This is a genomic window from Sphingopyxis sp. (assembly GCF_016793825.1).
Classification (GTDB): Bacteria; Pseudomonadota; Alphaproteobacteria; order Sphingomonadales; family Sphingomonadaceae; genus Sphingopyxis.
The window spans coordinates 158,389-177,803 of record NZ_JAEULM010000052.1 but is presented as its reverse complement, the minus strand read 5'-3'; the positions used below and the strand labels follow the sequence as shown (position 1 = coordinate 177,803).

General features: G+C 64.7%; 20 protein-coding genes. 10 read left to right on the top strand and 10 right to left on the bottom strand.

Annotated features, from left to right (window positions below; translation table 11 throughout):
- Nucleotides 1–403: 403 nt before the first annotated feature.
- From JNM03_RS18935 to JNM03_RS18910, 6 genes are all read right to left on the bottom strand, one after another.
- Nucleotides 404–817, bottom strand: a complete 414-nt coding sequence (locus JNM03_RS18935; protein ID WP_294039066.1) for a hypothetical protein — start codon at nucleotides 815–817, stop codon at nucleotides 404–406.
- Between the two features lie 316 nt (nucleotides 818–1,133).
- A complete protein-coding gene (locus JNM03_RS18930; protein WP_294039064.1) occupies nucleotides 1,134–1,745 on the bottom strand; it encodes a TetR/AcrR family transcriptional regulator in 612 nt (203 codons plus the stop codon).
- A gap of 125 nt (nucleotides 1,746–1,870) precedes the next feature.
- Nucleotides 1,871–3,331, bottom strand: a complete 1,461-nt coding sequence (locus JNM03_RS18925) for a S41 family peptidase (RefSeq protein WP_294039062.1) — start codon at nucleotides 3,329–3,331, stop codon at nucleotides 1,871–1,873.
- A 55-nt stretch (nucleotides 3,332–3,386) separates the two neighbouring features.
- On the bottom strand, nucleotides 3,387–4,097 hold the full coding sequence (locus JNM03_RS18920; protein WP_294039060.1) for an RlmE family RNA methyltransferase: 711 nt from the start codon (nucleotides 4,095–4,097) through the stop codon (nucleotides 3,387–3,389).
- Nucleotides 4,094–5,179, bottom strand: a complete 1,086-nt coding sequence (locus JNM03_RS18915; RefSeq protein WP_294039058.1) for a Ppx/GppA phosphatase family protein — start codon at nucleotides 5,177–5,179, stop codon at nucleotides 4,094–4,096. Before JNM03_RS18915 ends, JNM03_RS18920 begins: the two co-directional genes overlap by 4 nt.
- Nucleotides 5,180–5,407: 228 nt before the next feature.
- Complete coding sequence (locus JNM03_RS18910; protein WP_294039056.1) at nucleotides 5,408–5,809, bottom strand: glycine zipper 2TM domain-containing protein; 402 nt, start codon at nucleotides 5,807–5,809, stop codon at nucleotides 5,408–5,410.
- Nucleotides 5,810–5,998: 189 nt separating this feature from the next.
- Between JNM03_RS18910 and JNM03_RS18905 the strand changes: the two genes are divergently transcribed.
- Nucleotides 5,999–6,985: an esterase-like activity of phytase family protein gene (locus JNM03_RS18905; protein WP_294039054.1), complete on the top strand. Its 987-nt coding sequence runs from the start codon at nucleotides 5,999–6,001 to the stop codon at nucleotides 6,983–6,985.
- A gap of 37 nt (nucleotides 6,986–7,022) precedes the next feature.
- Here JNM03_RS18905 and rpmB read toward each other — a convergent pair whose 3' ends face one another.
- The gene (gene rpmB, locus JNM03_RS18900) at nucleotides 7,023–7,316 is read right to left on the bottom strand and encodes a 50S ribosomal protein L28 (protein ID WP_294039052.1); all 294 of its coding nucleotides are present in this window, start codon (nucleotides 7,314–7,316) and stop codon (nucleotides 7,023–7,025) included.
- 131 nt (nucleotides 7,317–7,447) lie between these two features.
- On the opposite strand from rpmB, the gene tadA reads away from it, so the two are divergent.
- Nucleotides 7,448–7,903 (top strand): tRNA adenosine(34) deaminase TadA, encoded by a 456-nt coding sequence (gene tadA / locus JNM03_RS18895; protein ID WP_294039050.1) that lies wholly within the window; start codon nucleotides 7,448–7,450, stop codon nucleotides 7,901–7,903.
- Nucleotides 7,904–7,913: 10 nt separating this feature from the next.
- Here the strand turns inward: tadA and JNM03_RS18890 are convergent, their stop codons facing one another.
- Nucleotides 7,914–8,621, bottom strand: coding sequence for an NAD-dependent deacylase (locus JNM03_RS18890; RefSeq protein WP_294039048.1), 708 nt, complete (start codon nucleotides 8,619–8,621; stop codon nucleotides 7,914–7,916).
- Nucleotides 8,622–8,815: 194 nt separating this feature from the next.
- On the opposite strand from JNM03_RS18890, the gene dapB reads away from it, so the two are divergent.
- The 5 genes from dapB (at nucleotide 8,816) to JNM03_RS18865 (ending at nucleotide 13,385) form a co-directional block, all read left to right on the top strand.
- Complete coding sequence (gene dapB / locus JNM03_RS18885) at nucleotides 8,816–9,541, top strand: 4-hydroxy-tetrahydrodipicolinate reductase (protein ID WP_294039046.1); 726 nt, start codon at nucleotides 8,816–8,818, stop codon at nucleotides 9,539–9,541.
- Between the two features lie 61 nt (nucleotides 9,542–9,602).
- Nucleotides 9,603–10,781, top strand: a complete 1,179-nt coding sequence (locus tag JNM03_RS18880) for a M48 family metallopeptidase (protein WP_294039044.1) — start codon at nucleotides 9,603–9,605, stop codon at nucleotides 10,779–10,781.
- Complete coding sequence (gene nth / locus JNM03_RS18875; protein WP_294039042.1) at nucleotides 10,778–11,437, top strand: endonuclease III; 660 nt, start codon at nucleotides 10,778–10,780, stop codon at nucleotides 11,435–11,437. The genes JNM03_RS18880 and nth overlap by 4 nt, the downstream gene beginning before the upstream one ends.
- Nucleotides 11,438–11,557: 120 nt before the next feature.
- Nucleotides 11,558–12,928 (top strand): M20/M25/M40 family metallo-hydrolase, encoded by a 1,371-nt coding sequence (locus tag JNM03_RS18870; RefSeq protein ID WP_294039040.1) that lies wholly within the window; start codon nucleotides 11,558–11,560, stop codon nucleotides 12,926–12,928.
- 73 nt (nucleotides 12,929–13,001) lie between these two features.
- On the top strand, nucleotides 13,002–13,385 hold the full coding sequence (locus JNM03_RS18865) for a cupin domain-containing protein (protein WP_294039038.1): 384 nt from the start codon (nucleotides 13,002–13,004) through the stop codon (nucleotides 13,383–13,385).
- Here the strand turns inward: JNM03_RS18865 and JNM03_RS18860 are convergent.
- On the bottom strand, nucleotides 13,382–13,978 hold the full coding sequence (locus tag JNM03_RS18860) for a TetR family transcriptional regulator C-terminal domain-containing protein (protein ID WP_294039036.1): 597 nt from the start codon (nucleotides 13,976–13,978) through the stop codon (nucleotides 13,382–13,384). The two genes, JNM03_RS18865 and JNM03_RS18860, sit on opposite strands and share 4 nt — an antisense overlap.
- A 33-nt stretch (nucleotides 13,979–14,011) precedes the next feature.
- On the opposite strand from JNM03_RS18860, the gene JNM03_RS18855 reads away from it, so the two are divergent.
- From JNM03_RS18855 to JNM03_RS18845, 3 genes are all read left to right on the top strand, one after another.
- Nucleotides 14,012–15,175 carry an aromatic ring-hydroxylating dioxygenase subunit alpha gene (locus tag JNM03_RS18855; protein ID WP_294039034.1) on the top strand — a complete coding sequence of 388 codons (1,164 nt, stop codon included), beginning with the start codon at nucleotides 14,012–14,014 and terminating at the stop codon, nucleotides 15,173–15,175.
- 106 nt (nucleotides 15,176–15,281) lie between these two features.
- Nucleotides 15,282–16,502, top strand: coding sequence for an FAD-dependent oxidoreductase (locus JNM03_RS18850; RefSeq protein WP_294039032.1), 1,221 nt, complete (start codon nucleotides 15,282–15,284; stop codon nucleotides 16,500–16,502).
- Nucleotides 16,499–18,103, top strand: coding sequence for an NAD(P)/FAD-dependent oxidoreductase (locus tag JNM03_RS18845; RefSeq protein ID WP_294039030.1), 1,605 nt, complete (start codon nucleotides 16,499–16,501; stop codon nucleotides 18,101–18,103). The genes JNM03_RS18850 and JNM03_RS18845 overlap by 4 nt, the downstream gene beginning before the upstream one ends.
- On the opposite strand, the gene JNM03_RS18840 is transcribed toward JNM03_RS18845, so the two are convergent.
- The gene (locus JNM03_RS18840; protein WP_294039028.1) at nucleotides 18,065–19,411 is read right to left on the bottom strand and encodes an APC family permease; all 1,347 of its coding nucleotides are present in this window, start codon (nucleotides 19,409–19,411) and stop codon (nucleotides 18,065–18,067) included. The genes JNM03_RS18845 and JNM03_RS18840 overlap by 39 nt on opposite strands.
- Nucleotides 19,412–19,415: the final 4 nt, after the last annotated feature.

The window sequence follows — 19,415 nt, the reverse complement described above, 5'->3', positions numbered from 1 at the left end:
GATAGGGCGTCGTAGAGATAATCTCAAGAAAATAAGCAATTATAGGGTGGTAGCGTAGAAAAGGAAGAAATCGAAAAGTGTCACGGTCAAGTTGCCAAGGTTGGGGTCGAGGGTTCGAATCCCTTCGCCCGCTCCAGTTTTCTTCAAATTTTTGGATACGAGTAGACGTATCGCTTGCGTCAGACTGTTCAAGTGCGCCGTGAGCCAAGGACTTGTTTTCACAATGTCTTCAATTCGGATGGTGGAATCGAACAGGCTGAGCACGAAAACACGCGGTCGCGCCGACATGCTTCCCGCGATTTACCGGCCCGGCGATCGCGGATGTTCTTGGTGAGGATTTTGGTGAGGGTGCCGATCTGCTCCGCTCTGCGCAAAGCCGAGAGCGTCGCCGCCCTGACCGCTCCTATGCGTTGTTGCGGAAGAGGCGGGCTATATGGACTTCGGCAACGCGCTTGCCGAGAAGTTCGTAGTGGTCGGCGCTGAAACCCGCAGCGAAGAAGGCGTGGATTTCGCGCTTCGGAACCGAATAGCTGTGATGCCACGTCAGCACCGCCATGCGGCGTAACGCTTCGAGCCGTGGGTCGGCGAGGCGGCGGTTGAAACCGCCGCCGAGGAGGCGGCCGAGAAGCCGGGCAATGTGGCCCGGCTCGCGCAGGCTCGATGGCCGGTCATGACGCGCGAGCATCACGACCGACCATTCGAGCACCGAAAAGCCGGCGGGAGCGGCGAACTTTGGTGTCGCGACAGAGGGAAAATGCCTTGGGGAGGTGGCGGCAACGCTGCCTGCCAATCCGTCCTTCAGTGCAAGATACGCCATGTTCGGTCCTCCTGGACGAAGGGGTGTGCCGGGCGCAAGGGGGCCTAGGCCCCGGGGACACTTGCGCCCGGCGAGGGGAGAGTTCGGCCGCGAGCCCCCGCCTGACGCCGATAGGACGCCAGTGCGAAATCCCGGGAGATGTCAAAGGGCCTAGCAGGCTAGACCGCGGTATAATGGCAGGGTCGGATCAGCCGATTCCATGGCTTGAGTGCCACGACCATCTGTACTGACCGGTATATAAATACCCGGCGCCGTCTGTCAAGGAGTTTTGTACTGGGTGTTACAGAATAATGGGGCGCGAGGAATAAATCCGGTATCAAGCGCTCGGCCATAGCGCGAGGCTGGTATCGACGAGCCTTTCCAACTCGGCGCGCGTCGCCCCCGCGCCGGCCTGCACCGTGATTCCCTGCAGGATCGCGTAAAGAAGGCTGGTCAGCCCCTCAGCGTCGATATGTGCGGGGAGATCGCCTTCGCGCTTGGCCTGCTCGAACCGCTCGACCAGCGCGCGCTGCGAAGAGGAACGGCGGCGGATGACATCGGCCTTGATCGACTCGGCTTCGGGGCTGCAGGCCAGCGAACTGATCAACCCCATACAGCCTTGCGGTTTACCCTCGGCTGCATGGACGTCCACTCCGCCGCGCAGATAATATTCGGCGACCCGGCGGGCGGTCGGCTGTTGCAGGGCGGCACGGGTATACTCAAGCTTCTCGGACTCATAGAGATCCAAGGCCTTGTGAAACAGGGATTCTTTGTTACCGAAGGCGGCATAGAGGCTGGGCTTGGTAATCCCCATCGCCTCGGTAAGGTCGGTCATCGATGCGCCGTCGTAGCCCTTCGCCCAAAAAACGTGCAGAGCCTCGGCCAGCGCCTTGTCGACACAGAATTCGCGTGGGCGCCCTTTGACGGGGGTAGCTGTTTCGCTTTCCATAACGCGCGGTATATAATTTGCTGCGAGAAAAAGTCCAGAGATGCAGCCGTCGTGACGGCCGCGCCCCGACCTTCCCTATTCAGCGGCCTTCGTTATCCCGGATATGGTCCGAAATCGCCTTGCCGTCAGAACAGGCCGGGCAAATCGCGCTGCGCTGCGCGCGGCTGGGCGGGAATCAGCATTTCGGGTTCGGCGGCGACACGGACGCTGCGACTTTGCGCGGAAATGCCAGTTTCCGCGTTCGCGATGCGCGTCGTGCAGGCGTTGCCGGCCAGGAAGTCGATAGCCGCCCGCAACGACGCTTCGCGAACGTCGCCCAGAGGGAAAGCCGTGTCATCGCTCGCTGCGCAGCTGTTCGTGATCTTGAGCGCGAGACCGTTGAAATAGTCGCCTGACGTGAGCGCGTTGCCGGTAGAAAAGGCGATGACGCGCATGCGGTCGTCGCACTCCGCCTTGTCCAGCGCGATCTGCCCGACCGGCTTGCCATAGGTGTTGCCGCCGACCAGCGTCATGTTCGTGCCGAGATAGGGCAGCATTCCGTTGATCACGAGCTCGCTTGCCGACGCGGTCGATCCGGTGCCGATGAAGGCGATGCGCGTCGGTGCGATCGATTCGGGCTGTGCCGTGAAGAAATGGCGATCATTCTCGGCCGCCTTAGACGGGCGGAAATTTGTTTGCGAAAACAGCTCCGACGATGTCCGGTTGCGGCCCAGCAGATCGCCGAACAGCTCGGCGGTCGAGACCAGCCCGCCGCCGTTGTAGCGCAGGTCGATGACGATGTCGGTGATGCCCTGATTGCGGAAGTTCAGGAAGGCGGCTCGGAGCTGCGGGTTTGCCGAGCTGATGAAGGTCCGCAGGTTGAGATAGCCATAGCTGTGGCCACCTTCGGTAATCACCTTGGCGCCATAACGATCCGAAATCGGGTCGAGATCATAGTCGGCCTTCGTGACCGTGACGTCGCGTGTTCCGCCGGCATCGGTAATACGCAGCACACGCGTGACGCCCGGGTCGCTGGGACCGAGTGCGTTGGTGATCCCGCTCGTTCCCTCGGCGGCGACGATCGCCGCCACGGTGCGCAGATTGGCCGTACTCGTCCCGATCGCGGTGATGCGGGTACCACGATCGATCCCGGCGGCCAGCGCCGGCGCATTCTCATAGGCTTCGGCGATGACCACCGCCTGACTGGCAGGATCGTAGCTGAGGCGAACGCCGAACCCCGCGCTCGATCCGCTGCTGAAGAATGCATTCTCCTCTGCGATCGAGGTGATATAGGTGAAGAAGCGATCCTTGTTCAGTGCGCGCGCGGGCGCCACGAGCGCGTCGATATAGGATTGGACGCTCGCGTGGCTCGCGGGATTGACCCCACTCGCGACGTCGTTCGGGAACAAGTACCATTCGTCGATTACGCCCTTCGCGAACGCCTGGCGCGCCGACAGGCCGCAGGTTGTTGCCGAAGGAGTCGGGGTTGGCGTGACCGTGACCGGCCCGCTGCTTCCGCCGCCTCCGCCTCCGCCTCCGCCCCCGCACGAGGCGAGCAGCAGCGCAGCAAGCGTTACGACTGCAACCGACGGCTTCGGCTTACGCATCAATCATCACTCCTGGCTCATGGCCTCTCCGCCTTTCGGTCGGGAAGGTCGGAAATCAATCGCTTGACGCAGCATTGGTGTCGCGCCGTCCCTTGAAGCCCTGCGCGATCACATAGAGCTCGGGCGATCCTTTGCGGCTCGCCGGCGGCTTGGCGTGCTTCACCGACGCGAAATTCCGCTTCAGAACGGTCAGCAACTCGCGGTCGGCGCCGCCCGCGAATACCTTCGCGATGAAGGCTCCGCCTGGCTGGAGATTGCGAACCGCGAAATCGGCGGCGGTTTCGGCGAGGCCGATGGTACGCAAATGGTCGGTCTGCGGATGCCCGACTGTGTTCGCCGCCATGTCCGAGATGACCAGGTCGGGCGCACCGCCCAGCGCTTCGATCAGGGCGTCGGGCGCCGCGTCGTCCATGAAATCCATTTCGAGGATCGCCACTCCCTCGATCGGCTCGCACGCGAGAAGGTCGATGCCCGCGACGCGCGCGCGGGGATTCGCCTTGCGCACCACCTGCGACCAGCCACCAGGCGTGATGCCGAGATCGACGACCGCGCGCGCTTTCTTGAGCAAGCCGAACTTCTCGTCGAGTTCGATCAGCTTGTAGGCGGCACGCGACCGATAGCCCTCGGCCTGCGCGCGCCGAACATAAGGATCGTTGAGCTGTCGCTGCAGCCAGCGGGTCGAGGACACGCTGCGCTTTCTTGCGGTCTTGACGCGAACATACAGGCCCCCGCGCCCGCTACTGCCCTTTTTTCCGCCGCCGGTCATTTGCGATGCTCGCGCCGCGTGACCGGGACATCGCGCCCTTGCATGGCGAGCGTCCGTAAAATTCCTTCGCGGATGCCACGGTCCGCCACTCCGACCCGGGCGGCGGGCCAGAGGTCGATGATGCTTTCGAGGATGGCGCAGCCCGCGACGACCAGGTCGGCCCGTTCGCGTCCGATGCAGGCAATTTCGGCACGGTCGTCGAGGCTTGCCTCCGCGAGCCGGCGGCTGATGTCGCGCATCGCGTCTGACGGAACGACCAGCCCGTCGACCGCACGGCGGTCATAGCGCGGCAGATCGAGAAAGACGCTGGCGAGTGTCGTCACGGTTCCGCTGGTACCGAGCAGGCGGAGCGGCTGTCCCGCGAATCGTTCGGCCCGCCCCGCGAAGGCGGCGAAGGCCTCGCGCGTGACTTCGCGCATACGTGCGTAACATGCCTGACGTCCTATCAGGCTGTCGTCGGTGGCGACGGCATGTTCGGTCAGCGATACGACGCCCCATGGAACGCTGATCCAGTCATGGATTTTCACGTCATGGTCCGACACATCGACGTGCATCAATTCCGTCGACCCGCCGCCGATGTCGAATATCAGCGCCGGGCCGTCGCCGGGTTCCATGAGATTATGGCATCCGAGCGCGGCGAGTCGCGCCTCCTCTGCGGCAGAGATGATATCCAGAACGATGCCGGTTTCCTGCTTGACCCGCGCCGCGAGTTCGGCGCCGTTCGAAGCGCGGCGGCATGCTTCGGTCGCGACCGCGCGTGACAGCGCTACATGCCGTCGGCGCAATTTGTCGGCGCAAATCGAAAGTGCAGCAATCGTGCGGTCCATCGCGGCTTCGCTAATCGTACCGGTAGCATGAAGCCCTTCGCCAAGGCGCACGATACGAGAAAAAGCGTCGATAACCACCAACTCGCCGCCTTGCGGACGCGCGATCAGCAATCGGCAATTGTTGGTGCCCAGATCGATTGCGGCATAACTGCGCGGACGAACGACCGGGCCGGGCTGCCCCCCCGTCTGTCTTCGTCCTGCCGCCGCCGACCCTGGTCGCGGCGATCGCCCTGATGGCGCTGCCATTTGCCGCATGGCTATTGTGACCTGTCTTCTATCTCACGCGCCCGCGGATGCGCGGACGTGCACTTGAGACCGAGATTAGGGCCGGCGGGCCACGATGGCAACCCTGGCCCCGATACGTAAAACCCCGCCCGGCGTAGCGTCGGGCGGGGTCGAGGTGGGAAGAGACTTTATTGGGGTTCGGGTCCGCCTTCGGTAGCGGCCGTCATGACCCTTCGGCAGCGGCTGTCGATTATGTCATTAGCGGCGGCAGCCGTCGTTACCCTTGTCGATCGCGCGGCCGGCCAGGGCGCCCACGGCGCCGCCGATGATCGTGCCGACGGTGCGGTCGCCGCGGCCTGCGATCTCATGGCCGGCAAGGCCGCCCGCGATCGCACCGATCACGGTGCCGCCGGTGCCATTGTCGCACTGGCGATAGTTGCGGCGATCGTTCCGATAGTTGCGACGATCGTTGCGATAATCGCGACGGTCATAGCCGCGGTAGTCGCGACGGTCATACCGACGGTCGTCGCGGTCATAGCGTACATAATTGGTGTCATAGCCGCCGTTGTAATAGCCCTGCTGGGCTGCTGCGGGAGCTGCTACGCCCAGCGTCGCGGTGGACATCAGGGCGGCGAGCGAGAGAGTCACCATCTTTTTCATCGTTATTCTCCTACTTCGTCGTTCTGCCCGGTTGGGCGGCGGGTCGATGAGGGGGGTATGGGTGATTCGCCTTGAGCGAAGCCTGAACATGGCTGTTGGCTAAGGTTCAGCTTTCCTTCGCTTGGCGCTTGCGTCGCCACGCCCCGACGCCCTATCGCCCGGGCGATGTGCCGCGTGATTGCCGCCGCCTTGATATTTCTTGTCCTGGGACCTGCACCGGGCACCGATCAGCGCCTGCCGAAGACCGGCACGAGCGCGCAGCGAATCGTGGCGCTTCCCCTGAATTATCCGGTCGGGCGGGAAGGCAGGCTGCGCTTCGTTCGCGGCTGGCGCCTGCAAAGCCCCAATGCGATGTTCGGAGGCTTTTCAGCCCTGGCGACCATCGGGCCGGAGCGGTTGCAGTTCGTCAGCGACGGCGGTTATGGCGTCCGGTTGACGCTGCGGTCCGATGGCCGGGTCGACGGTGCGCATATCGGGCTGTTGCCGGTGCCCGCCGATACACCGCGGCGGAAATCGCAAAGCGACTTCGAGGCGATGGCGGTCGACCGCGCGAGCGGCACGACCTGGGTGGCGCTTGAGGGGCGCAACCAGATCTGGCGGATCGACCCGGCCCTGACGCATATCGAATCGCGGGCGAAGCTGCCGAAGCCGCACTGGCCCCCAAATCGCGGCCCCGAAGCGATGGTCCGGTTGCCCGATGGCCGTATGCTGGTCTTTTCCGAGGACGCCGATGACGACCCGCGCGGCCGCGCGGCGTTTCTGTTTCGGGGGGACCCGGCCATTCCCGGCACACGGGCGCAGCCCTTCCTGTACGATGCCGAGGGGAAGGGCGCGGTCAGCGACGCCGCCGTCTTGCCCGACGGCCGTGTCCTGATCGTGCACCGCCAGCTCGGTTTTCGGACCGTGTTCACGACGATCCTTGCGATCGTCGACCCGGCCGACATTCGGCCCGGCGGGGTGGTCCGGTCGCGGGCAATCGGGCAGGTTCCCGCGCCGCTGGCCGAAAATTACGAGGGCGCGGCGATCGAGGTGCGCGGTGGCCGCACGTTCCTGTGGCTGGTTTCCGACGACAATTTCAACAGCTGGCAGCGCAGCCTGCTCGTCGAATTCGAGCTCGTCGATCTGCCGGCGCGTCTGCCCGCGCGAACGGCGGACAGCAAAAAGGCGGCTCCGTAAACCGGGCCGCCTCTTGCGATCGGGAAACGGATGAAGCTCAGGCGGCCTTTTCGGCCAGCTTCTTCGCGACTTCCTTTTTCAGCTTGCGGGCCGAAGCGGAGAGCTGATCGTCGCCAGCCTTGAGCAGCCAGTTGTCGAGACCGCCATTATGTTCGACGGTGCGCAGGCCGTGCGTCGACACGCGCATCTTGAAGCCCTTGCCGAGCGCATCCGACAGCAACGTCACATTCTGCAGGTTCGGCAGGAACGTGCGCTTGGTCTTGTTGTTGGCGTGGCTGACATTGTGGCCAACCTGGCGGCCCTTGCCGGTCAGTTCGCAAATGCGCGACATCGTCTTCTTCCTTACAAAATCTGGGCGGCGTGCCGGTTGGGCCAAAAGGCACCGAATGGACCGGATGGGCCGGGAAAGGCGCGCGCTTATCGGCTTGCCGGAGATTCGTCAAGGGACTAGCGGGAAAAGCGATGCCGCAATTTCCCCTTCCCGACGCGATGCGCCGCGCGCTCGACCTCGCAAAAGCTGCGGCGGACGCGGGTGAGGTGCCCGTCGGTGCGGTCGTCGTCAAGAATGGCGCGATCATCGCCGAAGGTCACAACCGTCCGCGTGAATCGCACGATCCGACCGCACATGCCGAAATCGTCGCGATTCGCGCCGCCGCCACTGCGCTGGGCAACGACCGGCTCGATGGCTGCGACCTGTATGTGACGCTGGAGCCCTGCGCGATGTGTGCCGGTGCAATCGCCCATGCCCGAATCGCACGGCTCTATTATGGCGCCGACGATCCGAAGGGTGGCGCCGTGGTTCATGGCCCGCGTGTCTTTGCGCAGCCGACGATCCACCATCGTCCCGAGGTTTACGACGGGATCGGCGCCGGCGAAGCAGCGGCGTTGCTGCGGGATTTCTTCGCGGCGCGGCGGTAGGGTCCTGACCCTAGGCCTGATCCAGCATCGCATCGACCCACGCCGGCACCAGTCTGGTCGCCGGACCATGCCGCGCTTCGTCGAACCAGTAACTCCCCTGGCTCGGTTCCATGTTCAGTTCGATTGTCCGTGCGCCCGCCGCGCGGGCTTCCCGGACGAAGCCGGCTGCTGGATAGACCGCGCCCGAGGTCCCGATCGACACGAACAGGTCGGCGCTGCCGAGGGCGTCGTAGATTTCGTCCATCCGGTACGGCATCTCGCCAAACCAGACGATGTCGGGGCGGAGCGATCCCGGCGCGCCGCAACCTGGACAGGCGGGGCGATCGAGCAGGGGGCCGATCCACGGCATCCGCATGTCGCAGACCGTGCACCAGGCGTTCAGATGCTCCCCATGCATATGGATCAGCCGCTTCGCCCCCGCGCGCTCGTGCAGATCATCGACATTCTGCGTCACGATCAGGAGCCCGCCCGACCATTCGGCGTCGAGTTTCGCCAGCGCACGGTGCGCGGCGTTCGGCTCTTTCGTCTGAATGGCCTCGCGCCGCATGTCGTAGAAGCGCAGGACAAGGTCCGGATCGCGCGCGAAGGCTTCCGGTGTCGCCACATCCTCGACACGGTGTTGCTCCCACAGGCCCCCGGCATCGCGAAAGGTGTCGATGCCGCTTTCCGCCGAGACGCCGGCACCGGTCAGGATCACGATGTTCTGAATGTCGCGCATGCCCCCTTCTATGAGGCCGTATCGATGGCTTCACCATCTTTTCGTGATCCCCGCGAAGACCGGACGCCCGCTGCTGCGTTCATAAGCGAGGCCGCGATCCCGGCGTTCGCCGGGATGACGAGATGATAACCGGCGCATCTCGACTTCGCGCAACCCGAGGGGCTAAGGGGGGGATGGACAGGGGACAGCGAGTCATGACCAGCATCGGCATTATCGGCAGCGAAGGGCGGATGGGCGTCGCGCTCGCCGCCGCGATTTCGGAAGCCGGACAGCGCAGTTGCGGCGTCGACAAGGGCGGCAATGTGGTTCGGCTCGCGTCCGATGCCGATGTTCTCGTCGATTTCTCGTCGCCCGCCGCGCTCGAGGCGACGCTCGACGCTTGCGTGGCAGCGAAGACCCCCATCGTCGTCGGCACCACCGGGCTGGAAGAGCGCCACCATTACCTGATCGACGATGCCGCGAAGGACATCGCGGTGCTCCAGACCGGCAATACGTCGCTGGGGGTCACGCTGCTTGCGTATCTGGTGCGCGAGGCCGCCGCGCGACTCGACGCCGAATGGGATATCGAGATTCTGGAAATGCACCATGGGCGCAAGGTCGATGCGCCGAGCGGGACCGCGCTGCTGCTCGGTCAGGCGGCCGCCGAGGGGCGCGGGATCGATCTTGCGAAATGCTCCGAGCGCGGGCGCGACGGCGTCACCGGCGCCCGCGGCCATGGCAGGATCGGTTTCGCAAGCTTGCGCGGCGGAACCGTCGCCGGCGACCATGACGTCATTTTTGCCGGCCCCGAAGAAATGCTCACGCTCGCGCACCGCGCCGAAAACCGGATGATCTTTGCGCGCGGCGCGGTGCGCGCGGCGCTGTGGCTGATCCACCAGAAGCCGGGCCGCTATACGATGCCGCAGGTCCTGGGGCTCTGAACCCCGCTTGCACTGGAACTCTCCCTGTGTATCATAAATATAATACAGCAGGAGGATGGCCATGAGTTTCGATCCCGCCGCCGCGACCAGGGCCTATATCGACGGCCTTGGCCCCGAAGCGCTTGCAAAGGCGGCGTCCTATACCGTTGGAAGCGAATGGTTGAGCTTGTGGGGCGTCGTCGTCGCCGCGCTCGTGACGCTGCTCTTTGTCCGGTTGCGGATACTCGACCGGCTCGACGCGAAGCTTGCGAAGCGTGGCTGGGCGGTCAGGACCTTTCTGCTCTGCGCCGCGTTCATGTTGCTGTCGGCGCTCGTGACGCTGCCGTGGGACCTCTACACCGGCTGGTGGCGCGAAACCGCCTATGGCCGTACCAGCCAGCCGCTCGGCGACTATCTGGGGCAGGGGGCGATCGGGATCGCGATCGGGGTGCTGTTCGGTGCGCTGTTTTTCCTCGGCATCTATGCGCTGATCCGGCGCGCGGGAAAGCGCTGGTGGATCTGGTCGGGAGGCCTCGCCGCGCTGGCGATTTCGGTAATGTTGCTCGTATCGCCGATCCTGATCGAACCGCTGTTCAACGATTACAAGCCGGTGCCCGAAGGCCCGGTCCGCGCGGCGCTGGTCGTGCAGGCGAAGGAGGCCGGGATCGAACCGGACCGCATCTTCCTGTATGATGGGTCGCGCCAGTCGAACAATTTCACCGCCAATGTTTCGGGGATCGGTCATTCGGCCCGGATCGCCATCTCCGACGTCGCATTGAAGGGCGCCTCGCTCGACGAGGTCAAGGCGGTAACCGGGCACGAGATCGGCCATTATGTCCTGGGCCATGTCTGGATCATCGTGATCGTCTTCTCGCTGCTCGCGATCCTGCTCTTCTTTCTGGCCGACCGCCTCTTCGGATGGATTGCCCGGATGTTTGGCAGCGACGCCGCAGTTGGCGATCCGCGCGGCTTTCCGGTGATGATGTTCCTCCTGTCGCTGTTCGCATTCCTGGCGTCGCCGGTGCAGAATACCCTCTCGCGGATCGACGAAAGCGCCGCCGACGCCTATTCGCTCAAGACCGTGAACCTGCCCGATGCGCTTGCAAGCGCGCTGGTCAAGACCGCCGAATACCGCAATCCCCGCCCGAACGCGGTCGAGGAATTCTTTTTCTATTCGCATCCCTCGGTCGAACGGCGGGTCCGTGCGGCGATGGAGTGGAAGGCGGCGCATCCGGCTGCGGGGCCATCCGCGTCCGAATGAAGAAGGCCGACATCTTCGAATTCTATCGCCGGCTGGCCGAGCTCAATCCGAGTCCCGAGACCGAGCTGGAATATGGGAACGTCTATCAACTGCTCGTCGCGGTCGTGTTGTCGGCGCAGGCGACCGACGTTGGCGTGAACAAGGCGACGCGAAAGCTGTTTCAGGATGTGAAGGCGCCGCAGGCGATGGTCGACCTCGGCGAAGACGGTCTCAAGCAGCATATCAAGACGATCGGTCTGTTCAACGCCAAGGCGAAGAATGTCATCGCCCTTTCCGAAATCCTCGTTCGCGATCATGGCGGTGAGGTGCCGGCCGACCGCGATACGCTGGTCGAATTGCCGGGCGTCGGGCGCAAGACCGCCAATGTCGTGATGAACTGCGCCTTCGGGGCGGAGACGTTCGCGGTCGACACCCACATCTTTCGCGTCGGCAATCGCACGGGGCTGGCGCCGGGAAAGACGCCGCTGGCGGTCGAAAAGAAGCTCGACAAGGATACCCCGCAGCCGTTTCGCGTCGGCGCGCATCACTGGCTGATCCTCCACGGTCGTTATATCTGCAAGGCACGCACGCCCGAATGCTGGCGTTGTCCGGTCGATGACCTGTGCCGGTACAAGCCCAAGACCCCGGCACCGAAGGTGACGAAGCGCGCGGCATGATATTTGGCCCGCCAGACGCTTGCCGAGGGCGTGTTCTTCCTCCAGCATGGAGATGAGGGACGGGGCGCCGCTGGCGGCCCGCCCGGACGATATGAGAATCTGAAAAAAGGGGTCGATGATATGCGTTTCGCCGCCGCTCTTCTTGCTTCCGCCGCCCTGCTGGCGGCCGCGCCCGTCCACGCCAAACCCGCGGATGCCGACGCGGCGAAGCAGATATTGAAGGACAGCGTCGCCATTCCGACCGTCGCGGGCCGCGGCAAGGTTCCCGAACTGGCCGCCTATTACGCGAAGGTGCTGAAAGCGGCGGGCTTTGCCGATTCGGACATCGACATCACCCCTATCGGCGAGACCGCGACGTTCGCGGCGACGCTCCGGGGAACGACCAGGCAAAAGCCCATCGTCCTGCTGGGTCATATGGACGTCGTCGAGGCCGATCCGAAGGACTGGACCCGCGATCCCTTCGTACCGGTCGAAGAGAATGGCTATATATTCGGCCGTGGGTCGGTGGATAACAAGTTCGACGTCGCGATGATGGTCGCGACCATGGCCCAGCTCAAGAAGGACGGCTTCAAGCCGAAGCGCTCGATCATCCTGTTGCTTTCGGGCGACGAGGAAACCGCGATGGTGACGACGCGCGCGCTCGCCGCCAAGTATAAGGACGCCGAATTCGCGCTCAACGGTGACGGCGGCGGCGGGCTGGTCGGCGAGGACGGCAAGGACAAATATTATGGACTGCAGGCGGGCGAGAAGACCTATGCCGACTATGTGCTCGAAGTCACCAATCCCGGTGGGCACAGCTCGCGCCCCGGCCCGGTCAACGCGATCGTCGAACTGTCCGAAGCGCTCGCCAAGGTCGGCGCCTATCGTTTCGCGCCGCAGCAGAACGAACTGACCAAGGTCGGCATGCCGATCGTCGCCGATCAGGTCGGGGGGGACATTGGCGCGGCGCTGAAGGCTTTTGCCGCCAACCCTTCGGACGCCAAGGCGATCGCCACGATCCGTGCCGACCCCGAATATGTCGGACAGATCGGCACGACCTGCGTTCCGACGCTGGTCAAGGGCGGCCACGCCGAAAATGCGCTGCCCCAGCGGGCGACCGCGAACATCAACTGCCGCATCTTCCCCGGCGTCGGCATCGAGACGGTGCGCGCCGAGCTGGAGAAGGCGATCGGCGACCCCGCGATCAAGGTGAACACCGATCCCGACGCGACCGCCAGCGACGCCTCGCCATTGCGCGCCGACGTCGTGGCGGCGGTGACGAAGGCGGTGCACGCCCGCGCGCCCGGCCTGCCGATCATCCCCTCGATGAGCGCGGGCGCAACCGACAGCCTTCACTTTCGCGCCGTCGGCGTGCCGAGTTACGGTGTGGCGGGGCTGTTTCTGAAAGCGAGCGACGACTATTCGCACGGCCTCAACGAACGTGCGCCGGTGGCTGCGATCGCGCCCGCGCTCGCGCATTGGGACAGCCTGCTGCGCGATCTGTCGAAATAGCGACGACCGCCCACACACATCGGCCTTTTGAGAATCGTTCGCATTTGATAGGCAGGCTTCGGGAGAGCCAGCCATGTCGATCATTCTGCGCCGTGCCGCCGTCCATATCCTGACGTTCCTGACGCGCGTCGGCCGAACGCTGACGGGCCGCAAGGGCCTGCCGGCGCAGCCGCTGTTTCGCAGCTTTGGCCTCTATCGCGGCATCTATATCGGCGGGATCGCGATGAAAGAGAGTACGGGCTGGGAGATGCATCCCGACGGCGACGAGGTGCTGACGCTGATCTCCGGCCAGTTCGACGTCATACTGGACGAGGTCGGGGCGGAGCGGACGATCTCGTTGACGCCGGGAATGGGAGCATTGGTCCCGCGCGGCGTTTGGCACCGGATGATCATCCATGTTCCGGGCGAACTGCTGTTCCTGACCCCCGGAGACACGACCGAACACCGGCCGCTTTAGCCGGGGAGCAAGGCCGCGAGCGCGCGCTCGAGCATCTCTGCCGCAGCCTCGGCACCGAAGCTCGCGGCGTCGAGCGACAGTTCGAGCCAAAGCCCGTCGACCATCGCCGTCAGCATGATCGCCAGTCGGTCCGCGTCGGGCGCGTGACATGCGATCAGCAACTCGCGAAGGCGCGCGCGATAACCCGCGTAGCTTTCGGCGTGGATGGCCGCCATCCGCGCATCGCTCCGCGCGAGCGCCCAGAACGCCGTCCACGCGCCGAGCAGTTCGGGGTCGGTGACCGGCGGGCGGAAGCTTGCGGTCAGATAGGCCTGCAACCGGCCGCGTGGATGGTCGTCCGCCGCCGCAACCGCGCCCATGAAAATCGCGTCCATCCGGTCGCTCGTCGCCTGATAGGTCGCGGCGACCAGGTCGTCGATGCCGTCGAAGTAATGGCGCAGCAACCCCGGCGAAACGCCAGCTTTTGCGCAGATGGCGCGGACATTCGTTCCGGCGAGACCATGTTCGGCGAGCACCGCGGCCGTTGCCTCGATCAGGTCGGCGCGGCGGGCGTCGGCGCTTTCGCGCGTAAAGGCTTGGCGAACGGCGGGCATGTTGTTATACATATGTACAACAAGGAACGAGCCATGGCAACTGCACCCCTGCACACACCGACGACAGACCCCCTCGACGGCTGGTCGCTTCCGGCCTGGACCTATAGCGATCCGGACTTTTACGCCGCTGAAATGGAACGCATTTTCCGGCCGAGCTGGCAGGTCGTCTGCCACGACAGCGACATCCCCGACGTCGGCGACTGGCACAGCATCGATTATTGCGGCGAGAGCGTGATTCTGGTGCGCGGCGTGGATCGAGTCGTCCGGGCTTTCACCAACGTCTGCCGTCATCGCGGTTCACGGCTCGTCGATGGCGCGGTCGGCTGTGCAAAGAAACTTGTGTGTCCGTACCATGCGTGGACCTACGAACTCGACGGCCGGCTGACCGGCGTGCCCGATTCGGCAAGCTATCCGACGCTCGACAAGGGCAAGGCCGGGCTGGTTCCGGTCGATCTCGAACAATGGCGCGGTTTCTGGTTCGTGCGCCTGGATGATGACGGCGGTCCGTCGGTCGCCGCGATGATGGCGCCCTATGAGGCGATGATCGCGCCCTATCGTTTCGAGGAGTTTGGTGCGCTTGGCCGCGTCACGCTGCGCCCGCGCGAGGTCAACTGGAAGAATGTCGGCGACAATTATTCGGATGGCCTTCACATCCCCGTCGCCCACCCCGGCCTGACGCGCCTGTTCGGCAAAAGCTATGGTGTCGAGGCCGAGACCCAAGTCGATCGCATGTGGGGCGACCTGATCGACCGGCCGTCGGTGAACTGGTCCGAGCGCATGTACCAGCGGCTGCTACCCCCCGTGCCGTACCTGCCGGAGGCCAACCAGCGCCACTGGCTCTATTTCAAGCTGTGGCCGAACGTCGCGTTCGACATCTATCCCGATCAGGTCGATTTCATGCAGTGGCTGCCGACCGGCCCGACGACCTGCCTGATCCGCGAAATCTCATATGTGCAGCCCGATGCGCGCCGCGAGATGAAAGCGGCGCGCTATCTCAACTGGCGCATCAACCGGCAGGTCAACGCCGAGGATACCGAACTGATCACGCGCGTCCAGCAGGGCATGCAGTCGAAGAGCTTTTCAATGGGACCGCTCAGCGACAAGGAAGTGTGCCTCAAGCATTTCTGTGCACGGATGCGCGACATCATTCCCGAAGCGCGGCTGGAGCGAGCTCCCCCGCCGGGGTGGAGCCGGTAAAGTCCTCCTCCCGCTTGCGGGAGGGGCTAGGGGAGGGCTTTTTCCCTCCGGTCGATTGTAGCGGGACAGGCCCTCCCCCGGCCCCTCCCGCAAGCGGGAGGGGAGAATGAAGAGCGACCTTCCGGTCATCATCGTCGGCGGCGGGCCTGCCGGCATGGTCGCGGGCCTGCTCTTCGCGCGGGCCGGCGTGCACGTGACGGTGCTCGAAAAGCACGCCGACTTTCTCCGCGATTTCCGCGGCGACACGGTGCATCCTTCGACGCTCGAACTGTTCAACGAGATCGGGCTGCTGGGCGATCTGCTGAAGGAACCGCACGCCGCCATCGACACGATGACGCTCAATCTGATGGGCGAACGGTTCACGATCGCAACGATGAAGCATCTGCCCGTCGCGGCGCGCTTCGTCGCGATGATGCCGCAATGGGATCTGCTCGATTTCATTGCGGGACAGGGCAAGCGCTACCCGACTTTCGATCTGCGCATGTCGACCGAGGCGACCGGGCTGACCCATGACGATGCGGGCCGCGTCAGCGGTGTGATGCTGGCAAATGGGGAGACACTGTCGGCGCGGCTGGTCATCGCCGCCGACGGTCGGCGTTCGGTGCTGCGCGACGCGGGCGAATTGCCGCTCGAAGACCTTGGCGCGCCGATGGACGTGCTGTGGTTCCGCGTTCCGGTACCGGCAGGCACGGACATGTCGGACGTCGCGCTCGGCACGATCGACAAGGGTGGAATGGTCGTTGTGATTCCGCGCGGCGATTATTGGCAATGCGCACAGATCATCGAAAAGGGCGGCTTCGCGCCGATCGAGGCGCGGGGTATCGGCGCATTCCGCGAGCGGATCGTCGCCATCGTCCCGGGCCTCGCCGCCGGGATCGACGCGATCGCCAGCCTCGACGATGTCAAACTGCTCTCTGTTGCGCTCGACCGGCTGACGCGCTGGTCGCGCCCCGGCCTGCTGGCGATCGGCGACGCTGCGCACGCGATGTCGCCCGTCGGCGGTGTGGGCATCAATCTGGCGGTGCAGGATGCGGTCGCCGCCGCGAATATCCTCGCGGCGCCGCTCGCCGGCGGCGCCGATCCCGATCCGCTGCTTGCCAGGGTTCAGGACCGCCGCTGGACGCCGACGACGCGCATGCAGGCGATCCAGCGTTTTGCGCACCAGCGCGTCATCGAACCCGTGTTGCGCGGCGAAATCACCCGCGTGCCCCTGGCGGTGCGCCTGCTCGATACCATCCCCTTGCTGCGCCGCATTCCGGGACGAATTCTTGGTCTCGGTTTCGGCCGCCAGCATGTTCAATCCCCCCTTGCGAAAGAATTTTCATGACCAAAGCCTATGATGCACTGATTATCGGTGCCGGCCACAACGGCCTCGTCTGCGCCTTCTATCTTGCCAGGGCCGGGCTTAAGGTCCGCATGGTCGAGGCGCGCGATGTCGTCGGCGGTGCCGCGGTGACCGAGGAGTTCGCACCGGGTTTCCGCAATTCGGTCGCGAGCTACACCGTCAGCTTGCTTCAGCCCAAGGTGATCGCCGACATGAAGCTCGCGGATCATGGCTATCGCGTGATCGAGCGGCCGATCAGCAATTTCCTGCCGCAGGAGGATGGCGGCTATCTGAAGCTGGGTGGCGGGCTCGAGCGCACGCAGGCCGAGTTTCGCAAATTTTCGAACCGCGACGCCGAGGCGCTGCCGGCCTATTATGACGCGCTCGAGAATGTCGCCGAACTGCTGCGCGATCTTGCGCTGCGCGTTCCGCCGAATGTTGGCGAAGGCCTCCGCACGCTGATCGACGGCGCGCGCCAGGGGCGGCGCTTTGCGGGTCTCAGCCTCGAACAGCAGCGCGACGTCCTCGACCTGTTCACCAAGTCGGCGCGGACGATGCTCGATAGCTGGTTCGAAAGCGAGGCGGTGAAGGCCGCCTTCGGTTTCGACGCGGTGGTCGGAAATTACGCCAGCCCCGACACGCCGGGCAGCGCCTATGTCCTGCTCCATCATGTCTTCGGCGAGGTCAATGGCAAGAAAGGCGCCTGGGGCCATAGCGTCGGCGGCATGGGCAAGATCACCGAAATCATGGCCAAGGTCTGCCGCGATATGGGGGTCGAGATCAGTCTCGAAAGCCCGGTCGACAAGGTTCTGGTCGATGGCGGCAGGGCGGTCGGCGTCAAGCTTGTCGGCGGCGAGGAAATCGCCGCGGCGCGGGTCGTCGCCAACGTCGGTCCGAAATTGCTCTACGAACGGATGATGGACCCGTCGGATCTGCCGGCGGGATTCGAACGACGCATCAAGGGTTTCAAGGCCGGCAGCGGCACGTTCCGCATGAATGTGGCGCTCAGCGAATTGCCGAAGTTCACCTGCCTTCCAGAACCCGGCGAACATCACCAGTCGGGGATCATCCTGGCGCCGACGCTGGATTACATGGACCGGGCTTTCCTCGACGCCAAGCAACATGGCTGGTCGAAGGCGCCGATCGTCGAGATGCTGATCCCGTCGACCGTCGACGACAGCCTCGCGCCCGAGGGTTGTCATGTCGCCAGCCTCTTTTGCCAGCAATTCGCCCCCGTGCTGCCCGATGGCCGCGATTGGGACGACGAGGAAGAAGCCGCCGCCGACTGCATTCTCGACACGGTCGAAAAGCATGCGCCCGGCTTTCGCGCGAGCATTGTCGGCCAGACGCGCCTTTCGCCCAAGGGGCTCGAACGCAAGTTCGGCCTTGTCGGCGGCGACATCATGCATGGGAATATGAGCCTCGACCAGCTTTGGGCGGCGCGGCCGGTCCTGGGCAACGGCGGGTATCGCGGGTCGGTCAGGGGCCTTTATATCTGCGGTGCGGGAACGCATCCCGGCGGCGGCGTCACCGGCGCCCCGGGCCATAATGCGGCGGAGGTGATCCTACGCGACCGGGGCTTCTTCGCGCCCAGATGGCGTTGATCGTCGCATCAGAAGATAGATCGGCAAGCCGGCGGCGGTCATCGCGAGGCTCCACAGGCTGGCCTCGAGCCCTGCGCCATAGAAGGCCCAGGCGCTGTAGAGGAAGCCGATGATCGTCGCTGCGGCGAAACCCGCGGATATCTTGATCGTGCCCTGTCGTTCGAGAACCAGCGCCGACGCCGCGCCGACGATGTACAGAATGATTGCGGTCGAGGTCGTCACCTTGACCATGAAGGCGAACAGGTCGGCGAGCCCGCGCGAGTAATTGGCATAGACGATCACGCTCGCAAGCCCGCTCGATACGATCTGGGTGATCCACGGCGAGGCGAACCTGTTGTCGCGTGCGAAAGCCTGCGGCAACAGGCGTCGGTGGGCGAGGTCGCGCGGAATGTCCCCCTGAAGCAGCACAAAACCGTTGAGCGCGCCGAGCGCCGCGATCGCGGCAAACAGCGCGACCACCTGGCCGGCCCCGGGACTGACGAGCCGCGAGAAGAAGGTTGCGTAAGCGGCGTTCGATTCGTGCAGTGCATCGACCGGGACCATCAGGGTCACGGTCGTACAGGACAGAAGATAGAGCAGGCCGACCGCCGCCGCGGCGATGACCGTCGCGCGCGGGATCGTCGTTTCAGGATCCTTGACGCGGTCGCTGACGACGCAGGCGCTTTCGAAGCCGAGCAGCGCGAACAGGGTGAGCGTTGCCGCCGCGCTGACGCCGGACAGGCTGAGCGGTTCGGTCCCCGCCATCGTCGGCGGCGGCGCGGAGCCGGTCCCGAGCGCCCAGATGCCGACCAGTACCGCGCCGATGACCGGGATCAGCTTGAGCCCGAGCGTGACGAGTTGCGCGCCGCCCGCGCGGCGTACCCCGAACAGATTGACGAGCGTGAAGAACCAGATGAAGCCGATCGCGATCCAGGCGGGAGCGGCGCCCGCTTCGCCAAGCCATGGCAGCAGGATGGACATGTTGCTGATCGCCGCGACCGCGAGCGTCGCGACCACGGTCCAGCAGCTTATCCAGTAACTCCACGCGACGATGAAGCCGGTGCCCGGACCGAAGGCGGCGGCGCCATAGGTGAAGGCGGCGCAGCCTTCGGGCAACCTTTTGGCGAGTCGAGCGAAAACGACGGCCAGGCACAGGGTGCCGGCGATCGACACCAGCCAGCCGACGACCGCATTCCACCCGAGCGGGGCAAGGTCGCGCGGGAGCAGGAACACCCCCGATCCGATCATGTTGCCCATGCCGAGCGCGATGCACATCAAAAGGCCGAGCTTTTGGCCCGGCCTTTCATTGCTGCTCTTGATAGTGCTCACCCGG

Coding starts and splice junctions, on each gene's coding strand:
- rpmB (WP_294039052.1), bottom strand. CDS start 7,316: ATGTCGCGCATTTGCGAACTGACCGGCAAGGGCCGCCAGGTTGGCCAC.
- JNM03_RS18920 (WP_294039060.1), bottom strand. CDS start 4,097: ATGACCGGCGGCGGAAAAAAGGGCAGTAGCGGGCGCGGGGGCCTGTAT.
- JNM03_RS18845 (WP_294039030.1), top strand. CDS start 16,499: ATGACCAAAGCCTATGATGCACTGATTATCGGTGCCGGCCACAACGGC.
- JNM03_RS18930 (WP_294039064.1), bottom strand. CDS start 1,745: ATGGAAAGCGAAACAGCTACCCCCGTCAAAGGGCGCCCACGCGAATTC.
- JNM03_RS18880 (WP_294039044.1), top strand. CDS start 9,603: ATGAGTTTCGATCCCGCCGCCGCGACCAGGGCCTATATCGACGGCCTT.
- JNM03_RS18910 (WP_294039056.1), bottom strand. CDS start 5,809: ATGAAAAAGATGGTGACTCTCTCGCTCGCCGCCCTGATGTCCACCGCG.
- JNM03_RS18935 (WP_294039066.1), bottom strand. CDS start 817: ATGGCGTATCTTGCACTGAAGGACGGATTGGCAGGCAGCGTTGCCGCC.
- JNM03_RS18925 (WP_294039062.1), bottom strand. CDS start 3,331: ATGCGTAAGCCGAAGCCGTCGGTTGCAGTCGTAACGCTTGCTGCGCTG.
- tadA (WP_294039050.1), top strand. CDS start 7,448: ATGCCGCAATTTCCCCTTCCCGACGCGATGCGCCGCGCGCTCGACCTC.
- JNM03_RS18870 (WP_294039040.1), top strand. CDS start 11,558: ATGCGTTTCGCCGCCGCTCTTCTTGCTTCCGCCGCCCTGCTGGCGGCC.
- dapB (WP_294039046.1), top strand. CDS start 8,816: ATGACCAGCATCGGCATTATCGGCAGCGAAGGGCGGATGGGCGTCGCG.
- JNM03_RS18890 (WP_294039048.1), bottom strand. CDS start 8,621: ATGCGCGACATTCAGAACATCGTGATCCTGACCGGTGCCGGCGTCTCG.
- JNM03_RS18860 (WP_294039036.1), bottom strand. CDS start 13,978: ATGCCCGCCGTTCGCCAAGCCTTTACGCGCGAAAGCGCCGACGCCCGC.
- JNM03_RS18915 (WP_294039058.1), bottom strand. CDS start 5,179: ATGCGGCAAATGGCAGCGCCATCAGGGCGATCGCCGCGACCAGGGTCG.
- JNM03_RS18865 (WP_294039038.1), top strand. CDS start 13,002: ATGTCGATCATTCTGCGCCGTGCCGCCGTCCATATCCTGACGTTCCTG.
- JNM03_RS18850 (WP_294039032.1), top strand. CDS start 15,282: ATGAAGAGCGACCTTCCGGTCATCATCGTCGGCGGCGGGCCTGCCGGC.
- nth (WP_294039042.1), top strand. CDS start 10,778: ATGAAGAAGGCCGACATCTTCGAATTCTATCGCCGGCTGGCCGAGCTC.
- JNM03_RS18855 (WP_294039034.1), top strand. CDS start 14,012: ATGGCAACTGCACCCCTGCACACACCGACGACAGACCCCCTCGACGGC.